Genomic DNA, 9,841 nt, shown 5'->3' with positions numbered 1-9,841 from the left:
GCCCCCCGGGGCGGCCCGGCCGGGGTCGCGGCCGGCCCCCACCCCCCCGGGGGGCCCGGGGCCCCCCCCCCCCCCCCCCACCCCCCCCCCCCCCCCCCCCGCGCGGGGGCCGCTCTCCGACGCGGGGGTCAGCCTTCGACGGTGAACAGCGGATCGCCCGCGGCGACCTCGCCGTCCTCGCGGAGGTCGTGCAGGGCCTCGGCGGTGAGGTCCAGCGCGATCACCGGGCACACCGCGGAGTACCCGGCCGCCTCCACCGCCGACGGGTCCCAGGACACGACGGGCGCGCCCGCTTCGACCGCGTCGCCCTTGGCGACGTGCAGGGTGAACCCCTCGCCCTTGAGCTGGACCGTGTCGATGCCCAGGTGCACCAGCACCGCGGTCCCGCCCGGCGCGGCGACCACGAACGCGTGCGGGTGCAGCGTGGCGACCGTCCCGGCGATCGGCGCGACCGCGTCCGCGGGCCCGGCCGCCGGTTTCACCGCCACCCCGGGGCCGACCATGGCCTGCGAGAACACCGGGTCCGGGACGTCGGCGAGCGCGGCGGCCAGCCCCGTCACGGGGCTCCGCACCTCCACGCTCACAGCAGGTCCTCGATGTCCCCGGCCAGCGTGTCCGCCTCCGGCCCGACGACGACCTGGACGACGGTGCCCTGCCGCAGCACCCCGTGCGCGCCCGCCGCCTTCAGCGCGGCCTCGTCCACGCGCGACTCGTCGCCGACCTCGCAGCGCAGGCGCGTGATGCACGGTTCGATCTCCACCACGTTGTCCCCGCCGCCCAGCGCGGCCAAGATCGCGGCGGCCTTGTTCTGAGCCACCCGAAGCTCCCTTCGTCTCCCGGCGGTCTACGTCCGTCCGGTGCGCGTTCGTCGTCCGGGAAGGGTCCCGCACTCGGTCGATCTTGCGTTACCGAGTGTCGAAGCGGCAACAAAAACAGCCCCGCCTTGACACCCATCCGTGTGAGCCAGCATTCTTCCGCAGCAACTGGTATAGACCGGACAGTACCAATGATCCCGATCACGGTGGAGCCGTTCCCACCGGAACGATCCGGATCGATCCGGCAGACACCGCGGTCCGGCCGAGCAGGCCCTGATCAGGGAGGGCGTCGTGGCCCAGCGCAGCACAGCGGACGCGCTGCTCGACGGACCCACGCCCAAGCACGCCCAGCTGCGGGAGATCCTGCGGGAGCTCGCCGCCGCGCAGCTGCCGCCGGGCGCCGCGCTGCCCTCCGAACGGGACCTCACGCTGCGCTACGGCGTCTCCCGGTTGACGGTGCGCGAGGCCATCGGCCAGCTCGTGTCCGAAGGCCTGCTGGTGCGGGTCCGCGGCAAGGGCACCTTCACCGCCCGCCCCCGGGTCGACGTCCGGCTGGACCTGGCGTCGTTCACCGAGGACATGCGCCGCCGCGGCCTGCACGCGGAGACCGAGGTGCTCGGCCACGCCGAACTGCCGCCGCCCCCGGACACCGCCGAAGCGCTCGGCCTCGAACCGGGCGCGCCCGCCTACTGGCTGACCCGGCTGCGCAAGGCCGACGGGACACCGCTGGCCGTGGAGCGCGGCTGGTTCCACCCGGCCGCGGCACCGGGTCTGCTCGGCCGCGACCTCACCGAATCCATGTACTCGCTGCTGGAGCGGCACTACGGCGTCCGGCTGGAGCACGCGATGCAGACGGTGCTGGCCGAGAGCGCCGACGCGGAGACCGCCCGGCTGCTGCAGGTGCAACCCGGCAGCCCGCTGCTGGTGTTCCGCCGGGTCTCGACCTCCCGCGACACCCCGGTCGAGGACGTGCGCTCCTGGTACCGGGGCGACGCGTACCAAGTGACGATGCCCCTGCGAACCCAGGCCGGAACCACCGGCCGCCCACCCGAGGAGGTAGCCCCATGACCGTCGGCTCAGCGAGCGGCGGCGCGAGCTCGAAGGGCTTCGCGCTGCTGCAACGGCTCGGCCGGAGCCTGATGCTCCCGATCGCCGTGCTGCCCGCGGCCGCGCTGCTGCAGCGGCTCGGTCAGGAGGACCTGCTGGGCAGCGTCTCGGGGTTGCAGACCGTCGCCGGGGTGATCGGCGCGGCCGGCGGCGCCCTGTTCGACAACCTGCCGCTGCTGTTCGCGATCGGCGTGGCGATCGGTTTCGCCCGCAAGGCGGACGGCACGACCGCGCTGTCGGCCGCGGTCGGCTACCTGGTGCTGGCCGGGGTGATGTGGGAGATCACCGGCCAGGAGGCCGGGACCTCGTTCAACAAGGGCCCGTACGGCGTGCTCGGCGGCATCATCGCCGGTCTCGTCGCGGCCTGGTTGTGGCAGCGCTACCACCGGATCAAGCTGCCCGACTACCTCGGCTTCTTCGGCGGGCGCCGGTTCGTGCCGATCGTGACCGCGGTGGCCATGCTGGTGATCGGCACCGTGCTGGGCCTGCTGTTCCCGCTGTTCGACGCAGGCCTGACCGCGTTCAGCGACGTGGTGACCGCCAACGCCGTGCTCGGCGGCGGCATCTACGGCCTGATCAACCGGCTGCTGCTGCCGTTCGGGCTGCACCACATCCCGAACAACGTGGTGTGGTTCCTGTTCGGCGACTACCACGGCCAGAAGGGCGACATCGCCCGGTTCTTCGAGGGCGACCCGACCGCGGGCACCTTCCAGACCGGCTTCTTCCCGATCTTCATGTTCGCGCTGCCCGCCGCCGCGCTGGCGATCTGGCGCAGCGCGCCGCCCGCGCAGCGCAAGGTCGTCGGCGGCGTGATGCTCTCGGTGGGGCTCACCTCGTTCCTCACCGGCATCACCGAGCCGCTGGAGTTCTCGTTCATCTTCGTGGCGTGGCCGCTGCTGCTGATCCACGCGGTGCTCACCGGCACCTCGCACATGCTGGTGAACTACCTGGACATCCACTCCGGGTTCGGGTTCTCGGCGGGTGCGATCGACTACGTGCTGAACTTCGGCATCTCGCAGCGGTCGCTGTGGCTGATCCCGATCGGCCTGCTCTACGCGGTGATCTACTACTTCGTGTTCCGGTTCGTCATCACGAAGTGGAACCTGCGGACTCCGGGCCGGGAGGACGCGGGCGAAGGCTCCGCGCTGCTGGACGAGGGCCAGAGCAGCGGTGACGCGAAGCCGGCGAAGGCGGATCCGGCCGCGAGCGCCGAATCCCAGGAGAACTTCAGCTCCACCACCGCGACGATGTCCACCGACACCCCGGCCGAGGGCGGCGCCGATCCGAAGCCCGCCGACGGCGAGGGCACCGGCAAGTCCTGAGCCGCGCACCGGCTCCAGCACCTCCACCAGGAAAGGGGAACCCCATGCCCGAGCGACGGGTGACCGTGGCCAGCAAGGTCGGCCTGCACGCGCGTCCCGCCGCGCTGGTCGCCAAGGCGGCCGCGGCCCAGACCGTGCAGATCACCATCCGCAAGTCCGACACCGAGCCCGTCCAGGCCGGCAGCATCCTCGGGCTGATGACGCTCGGCGCCGGTCACGGCGACGAGGTCGTCCTCGCCGCCGAGGGCGACGGGGCGGACGCGGCCCTGGACCAGCTCGCGGAGCTCGTCGGATCGGATCTCGACGCGCAGTGACGCCGTGCTGGAGCGGGGGGGGGGGGGGGGGGGGGGGGGGGGGCGCCCCCGCCCCCCCCCCCCCGCTGTCGTTCCGGCGCGCGGCGATCAGACCGCGTTCTGCTCGATCCAGTCCGCGTGCGCGGTCAGGTCGGTCCAGATCCCGGTGCCGGTGCCGCACAGCGGGCTCTCGTCGCCGTCGCGGCTGGTCGCCCCGATCAGCTCCCAGCGCCCCGGCTCACCCGTCAGCTGCGGTCCCCCGGAGTCGCCGTTGCAGCCCTGGGCGCCCTCGGTGGGGCTGTCCGTGCACAGCTCGGTGGCGTCGTCGAACCCGTTGCCGCACCGGTCGCCCGGGACGAGCTCGGTGTCCAGCTCCTGCAGCTGCGTCGGCAGCTCGGGGCACTGCTCCCGGTCGTCGCAGGTGACGCCCCAGCCGATGATCCGGGTCGCGTCGCCGGGCGCGCCGGAGCCGGCCGCCAACGCGATCGGCTGCTGCTCCACGGCCCGGTCCAGCTTCACCAGCGCCACGTCGTTGCCGGGGTTCGCCCCGTCGTAGCCGGGGTGCACGACCAGTTCGGAGACCCCCACCAGGGTTCCGCCGGTGGTGTTGTCCGCGCTGCCGACCCGGGCCTGCACGTCGCCCGGCTGCTGCCCGGCGGCGCAGTGCGCTGCGGTCACCACCCAGTCCGGCCGGATCAGCGAACCGCCGCAGAAGTGGCCGCCGCCGTCGGTGAGCTGCAACGACACCATGAACGGGTACTGCTCGGTGGCGTCGTGCCCGCCGACGATCATCGGCTCCATGTCGGGTTGGGTGGCGGACGCCGCCACCGGGGCCGCCGCGAGCGTGATCGCCCCCAGCACCCCCAGCAGCACTGCTCGTCCGTCCCGGGTCCGGCGGGTGGGTCGGATCATCGCTCGCTCCTCGCTCCGTGCTGATCTGCTGCGAAGCGAGATTAGGGGGATCCGCGCGCCGGGGGATCAGCCGAACGGACAAGGCGATCTCGTCCTTCCAGCCAGGAAACGATCAGAGCGGGAGCGCGAGCTCCCCGCCGGTGGCGGCCAGCAGCGCGTCGCGCATCGCCGCGCGCGGCGCCGTCCTGCCGGTGAACAGCTCGACCTGGCCGAACGCCTGGTGCAGCAGCATGTCCAGCCCGGTCGCCAGCCGCCCGCCCGCCGCGGACACCGCGTCGGCCAGCGGCGTCGGCCACGGGTGGTAGATCACGTCGAGCACGCAGGCCGCCCGCGCCAGCTCGGCCGCGTGCGGATCGGCGGCACCCGCGGGCAGCGTGGAGACCAGGACGTCCACTTCGGACGCCGCCGCGCCCAGGTCCAGCGAGTCCAGCCGTTCGACCGACACCCGCAGCCCCACCTGCTCCGCGGTCAGCACCACGTCCCGCGCCCGCGCGGGCTCGCGCACCGCGACGGTCAGCTCCGCGAGGCCCAGCTCCGCGAACGCGGCGACCGCGGCGGCGGCCGCGCCGCCCGCGCCGAGCAGCAGCGCGCGGCGGCCGCCGGTGAACCCGCCCGCGGCGCGCAGCGCACCGGTCACCCCGTCCACGTCGGTGCAGTCCGCGGCCCACTCCCCCGACCCGAGCCGGGTCAGGGTGTTCGCCACGCCGACGGCGGCGGCCCGGTCGGTGACCTCCTTCGCCAGGCCCAGCGCGGCGCGCTTGCCCGGCATGGTCACCGACAGGCCCGCCCACTCCGGTCCGAGGGACCCGACGAGTTCGGCGAGCCCGTCGGCGTCCCGGTCGAACCGCTCGTAGCTCCAGCCGGTCAGCCCCAGCTCGCGGTAGGCCGCGGTGTGCAGCACCGGCGACAAGGAGTGCCCGATCGGCGAACCGACCACGGCCGCCTTGCGCCCGGTCCGATCAGAACGCGCCACGTTGCCGCGCCTCGGTGATGTAGCGGTCGTGCTCGGCCATCGTGGTGGCGAAGCAGGACGTGCCGTCCGGGTAGCACTTCACGAAGTACGACCAGGTCCCTTCGGCCGGTTTCTCCGCCGCGACCACCGCGGCCGTGCTGACGGTGGAGATCGGCGTCGGCGGCAGGCCGTAGTTCTGGTAGGTGTTGTACGGTCCCGGACGCTGGCGGTCCTCCGGCTTGGTCAGCAGCGTCGGCTTGTCCAGCGGGTAGTTGATCGTCGAGTCGAGCTGCAGCTGCATCTGCGGGTCGGTGGTCCGGTTGTAGATCACCCTGGAGACCTTGTCGAAGTCCCGCTCGATGCCTTCGCTCTGCACCAGCGACGCGATCGTCAGCAGCTGGTACGGGGTGCGGCCGGTGCCCTCGGCGGCCTGCGGCAGGCCCGCGGCCTCCAGCAGCGCCGCGGACTTCGTCACCACCTGGCGCAGCACCTCCTCGGCGGGCTCGCCCGGCTTCACGTCGTAGATGCCGGGCATGATCAGCCCTTCGAGCCGCCGTTCCGGCTCGGCCTTCGACGCGCCCTCGATCGCCCAGTCCGGCACGCCCAGCGTCGCCAGGTCGACGGTGCCCGCGGCCTCGTGCATCTGCTCCGGAGTGGTGCACTTGCTCTCGTCGCCGGTGCAGGTGGCCTCGGCGAGCTTGGTGAGGATGCCCGGCGTCTTGCCGCCGTCGGGGCTCTGCTGGTCCTCCAGCCGCTGCCCGCCGCGCACCTCGATGCGGCCGGTCTTCGCCTCCGGCGACAGGATGTGGCTGACCGCGGCCGAACCGGACATCTTCGACCGCATCAGGTAGAAGCCCGGCTGGATGCTGTTGATCTGCTTGTTGTCCTGCGCCGCCTTGGTGAACGCGGTGGTGGAGGCCACCACGTCCGCCTTCGACAGGGCCCGGCCGACGGCGCTGACGGTGTCGCCGGAGGTGACCTCCACGATCACCTCGCCGGTGCCCTCGCCCTCGTAGTCCTCGTAGGACCCGATCTGGAGCATCTGCATGGCGCCGTACACCACGCCACCGCCCACGAGCAGCAGGACCAGGAGTCCGGCCAGGGCGGTCACCGAACCACGTCGTTTCCGGCGGCGCAGTTCGGCCCGCTGCTCGCGGGCCTCCCTGCGGCTTCGCCGCGGCGGCTCGCCCGCGTCATCCGCGAACAGGCCGAGATCGTCGCTCACGAAAGGTCCTCTCAGGTGGTCTGCGACCGGGCGTCAAGCCATGCCTGCAAGATCTCCACTGCGGCGGCCTGGTCGACCACGGCGCGTTGTCGCTTGCCGCGAACCCCCCGTTGGGAGAGCATGCGGCTCGCCGTGACCGTGGTCAACCGTTCGTCGTGAAAGCGCACCGGGATCGGGTCGATCCTGGTGGCCAGTGCTTCCGCGTAGGCGTGGGCGGATTCGGCGGCGGTGCCGTGCCTTCCCGCGAGCGTCTTCGGCAGGCCGATCACGACCTCGACCACCTCGTGCTCGACGACCAGCTGGGCCAATTCCACCAGGTCGCGTTCCGCTTCCACATCTCGCTGGAGCGTGACCAGCGGAGTGGCCAGCATCGGTGCCGGGTCGCTGAGCGCGATCCCGACGCGCACCGCGCCGACGTCCACCCCGATCCGGCGTCCCGCTCCCGGGTCAGGGGCGTCGGCGGCCGGGCCGCCCCCCCGCGATCCTGAGGTCACCCCTGGACCGCCTCGCCCAGGGCGCGGCGCAGCGCCTCGATCGCGGCGGGCACGCCGGCCGGGTTCGAGCCACCGCCCTGCGCCATGTCCGGCTTGCCGCCGCCGCGCCCGCCGACCTCGGCGGCGAACGACGGGACCAGCTTGCCCGCGGCGAGCCCGAGGTCCCGCGCGGCGTCGTTGATGCCGACCACGAAGGACACCTTGCCCTCGCCCGGGTCGGCGGCGAACAGCGCCACCACCGCGGGGCGTCCGGCGAGCCTGCCGCGGACCTCACCGGCCAGCGCGCGCAGCGCACCGCCGTCCACGCCGTCCGGGACCTGCTCGGCGACCAGGCTCACGCCGCGCACGTCGGCGGCGCGCCCGGCGAGGTCACCGGCGGAGGACAGCACCTGCTGCACGCGCAGCTGCTGCAGCTCCTTCTCGGCGCCGCGCAGCCGGGCCACCACTCCCTCGATGCGCTCCGGGAGTTCTTCGGCCGGCACCTTGAACTGCTCGGCGAGCTGGGTGACCAGCAGGTGCTCCTTGCTGATGTGGCGCATCGCGTCCATGCCGACGAGCGCCTCCACCCGGTGCACGCCGGAGCCCACCGAGGAGTCCGCGACGAGCTTGACCACGCCGAGCTGGCCGATGCGGCCCACGTGCGTGCCACCGCACAGCTCCCGCGAGTAGTCGCCCATGTCGACCACCCGCACCTGGTCGCCGTACTTCTCGCCGAACAGCGCGACCGCGCCCAGCTCCATCGCCTTGTCCATCGTCGTGGTGTAGGAGGCGACCTCGACGTCGTTCTGCAGGTAGGAGTTGACCTCCTCCTCCACGCCGCCCAGCACCGCGGCCGACACCGAGGCGGGGGCGGTGAAGTCGAACCGCATCCGGCCCGGCGAGTTCAGCGAACCGGCCTGCGCCGCCCGCTTTCCGTAGGCGCTGCGCACCGCCGCGTGCACCAGGTGCGTCGCCGAGTGCGAGCGCTCGATGGCGCGCCTGCGGTCGCGGTCCACCGCCGTCTCCAGCTCGGTGTCCACGCCCAGCTCGCCGGAGACGACCGTCGCGCGGTGCACGAACAGGCCCGGCACCGAGCGCTGCACGTCGTGCACCCGCACCTCGACGCCCGGGCCGACCAGGGTGCCGGTGTCGGCGATCTGGCCACCGCCCTCCGCGTAGAACGGAGTGCGGTCGAGCACCAGCTCCACCTCGGTGCCCGCGTCCGCCGACTTCGCCGGGACGCCGTCGACGAGCAGTCCCAGCACCCGGCTCCGCGACTCCAGGTCGGTGTAGCCGATGAACTCGGTGGTGCCGTGCTGGTCCAGCAGCGTGCGGTAGGTGGACAGGTCGCCGTGGCCGGTCTTGCGGGCCTTCGCGTCCTCCTTGGCGCGGCGCCGCTGCTCGCCCATCAGCTCGCGGAAGCCCGCCTCGTCCACGGCCAGGCCCTGCTCGGCGGCCATCTCCAAGGTCAGGTCGATCGGGAAGCCGTAGGTGTCGTGTAGCTGGAACGCCTTGGCGCCCGCCAGCTGCGCGCCACCGGCCTTCTTGGTGTCGGCGACCGCCACGTCGAAGATCTTCGAACCGGCGGTGAGCGTGGTCAGGAACGCCTCTTCCTCGTTCCGGATCACCGAGTCGATGCGCTCGAACTCGGTCGTGAGCTCCGGGTAGGACGGCGCCATCGCGTCCCGCACGACCTGGGTGAACTCACCCAGCACCGGCTCCTGCACGCCCAGCAGGCGGGCGGAGCGCACGATGCGGCGCAGCAGCCGGCGCAGCACGTAGCCGCGGGCCTCGTTGCCGGGGGTGACGCCGTCGCCGACGAGCATCACGCCGGAGCGGGCGTGGTCGGCGATCACGCGGAACCGCACGTCGTCCTCGGGGTTCGCGCCGTAGCTGCGGCCGGAGAGTTCCTCGGCCTTCGCGATCACCGGGCGCACCAGGTCGGTCTCGTAGACGTTCTCCACGCCCTGCAGCAGGCACGCGACCCGCTCGACGCCCATGCCGGTGTCGATGTTCTTCGTCGGCAGCTCACCGAGCAGCGGAGCACCCTTCTTCGGGCTCTCCTCACCCCGGATGTCCTGCATGAACACCAGGTTCCAGATCTCGATGTAGCGGTCCTCGTCGACGTTCGGGCCGCCCTCGCGGCCGTAGTCCGGGCCGCGGTCGTAGTAGATCTCCGAGCAGGGACCGCCGGGGCCGGGCACGCCCATGTCCCAGTAGTTGTCCTCCGCGCCGCGCACCTGGATGCGGGCCGGGTCGATGCCGGTGGTGTTGCGCCACAGCGCCGCCGACTCGGTGTCGTGCTCGTAGACCGTGACCCACAGCCGTTCCGGGTCGATGCCGTAGCCGCCGTCGGCGACCGAGGAGGTCAGCAGCTTCCACGCGTGCTCCATGGCGCCTTCTTTGAAGTAGTCGCCGAAGGAGAAGTTGCCCGCCATCTGGAAGAACGTGTTGTGCCGGGTCGTCTTGCCGACCTCGTCGATGTCGCCGGTGCGCACGCACTTCTGGATGCTCGTCGCACGCGGGTACGGCGCCGGGGCGTCACCGAGGAAGTACGGCTTGAACTGCACCATTCCCGCGTTCACGAACAGCAGGGTCGGGTCGTCCAGGATCAGGGAGGCGCTGGGCACCACGGTGTGGCCGGTGCCGCGGAAGTGCTCGGTGAAGCGGTGGTTGATCTCGTGGGTCTGCACGGTGGTTCCTTCGGAGGGTGCTGCGGGGTCGGGGTTCGGGGTCGCGGCG

10 protein-coding genes are annotated in these 9,841 nt (G+C 72.7%); 3 read left to right on the top strand and 7 right to left on the bottom strand.

Annotated features, from left to right (window positions below; all coding sequences use genetic code 11):
• Positions 1 to 128: 128 nt before the first annotated feature.
• Both LCD33_RS15900 and LCD33_RS15895 read right to left on the bottom strand, forming a co-directional pair.
• A complete protein-coding gene (locus LCD33_RS15900) occupies positions 129 to 584 on the bottom strand; it encodes a PTS glucose transporter subunit IIA (protein ID WP_224956592.1) in 456 nt (151 codons plus the stop codon).
• Positions 581 to 817 (bottom strand): glucose PTS transporter subunit EIIB, encoded by a 237-nt coding sequence (locus LCD33_RS15895; RefSeq protein WP_224956593.1) that lies wholly within the window; start codon positions 815 to 817, stop codon positions 581 to 583. Before LCD33_RS15895 ends, LCD33_RS15900 begins: the two co-directional genes overlap by 4 nt.
• Positions 818 to 1,106: 289 nt before the next feature.
• On the opposite strand from LCD33_RS15895, the gene LCD33_RS15890 reads away from it, so the two are divergent.
• The 3 genes from LCD33_RS15890 to LCD33_RS15880 are packed head-to-tail and all read left to right on the top strand — an operon-like array spanning position 1,107 to position 3,558.
• On the top strand, positions 1,107 to 1,883 hold the full coding sequence (locus LCD33_RS15890) for a GntR family transcriptional regulator (protein WP_224956594.1): 777 nt from the start codon (positions 1,107 to 1,109) through the stop codon (positions 1,881 to 1,883).
• Positions 1,880 to 3,244 carry a PTS transporter subunit EIIC gene (locus LCD33_RS15885; protein ID WP_224956595.1) on the top strand — a complete coding sequence of 455 codons (1,365 nt, stop codon included), beginning with the start codon at positions 1,880 to 1,882 and terminating at the stop codon, positions 3,242 to 3,244. The genes LCD33_RS15890 and LCD33_RS15885 overlap by 4 nt, the downstream gene beginning before the upstream one ends.
• A gap of 44 nt (positions 3,245 to 3,288) precedes the next feature.
• Entirely contained in the window at positions 3,289 to 3,558 is a 270-nt protein-coding gene (locus LCD33_RS15880; RefSeq protein WP_224956596.1) for an HPr family phosphocarrier protein, read from the top strand.
• A gap of 87 nt (positions 3,559 to 3,645) precedes the next feature.
• Here LCD33_RS15880 and LCD33_RS15875 read toward each other — a convergent pair whose 3' ends face one another.
• From LCD33_RS15875 to alaS, 5 genes are all read right to left on the bottom strand, one after another.
• A complete protein-coding gene (locus LCD33_RS15875; protein WP_224956598.1) occupies positions 3,646 to 4,449 on the bottom strand; it encodes a trypsin-like serine protease in 804 nt (267 codons plus the stop codon).
• A gap of 112 nt (positions 4,450 to 4,561) precedes the next feature.
• Complete coding sequence (locus LCD33_RS15870) at positions 4,562 to 5,422, bottom strand: shikimate dehydrogenase (RefSeq protein WP_224968772.1); 861 nt, start codon at positions 5,420 to 5,422, stop codon at positions 4,562 to 4,564.
• A complete protein-coding gene (gene mltG / locus LCD33_RS15865; RefSeq protein ID WP_224956600.1) occupies positions 5,409 to 6,626 on the bottom strand; it encodes an endolytic transglycosylase MltG in 1,218 nt (405 codons plus the stop codon). Before mltG ends, LCD33_RS15870 begins: the two co-directional genes overlap by 14 nt.
• An 11-nt stretch (positions 6,627 to 6,637) precedes the next feature.
• Positions 6,638 to 7,120, bottom strand: a complete 483-nt coding sequence (gene ruvX / locus LCD33_RS15860; RefSeq protein ID WP_224956601.1) for a Holliday junction resolvase RuvX — start codon at positions 7,118 to 7,120, stop codon at positions 6,638 to 6,640.
• Positions 7,117 to 9,792, bottom strand: coding sequence for an alanine--tRNA ligase (gene alaS, locus LCD33_RS15855; RefSeq protein ID WP_224956602.1), 2,676 nt, complete (start codon positions 9,790 to 9,792; stop codon positions 7,117 to 7,119). The genes ruvX and alaS overlap by 4 nt, the downstream gene beginning before the upstream one ends.
• Positions 9,793 to 9,841 lie beyond the last annotated feature (49 nt).

Source organism: Saccharopolyspora sp. 7B (assembly GCF_020177435.1).
GTDB classification, from domain to species: Bacteria; Actinomycetota; Actinomycetes; order Mycobacteriales; family Pseudonocardiaceae; genus Saccharopolyspora_C; species Saccharopolyspora_C gregorii.
This window is presented reverse-complemented; position numbering and strand designations above follow the sequence as displayed.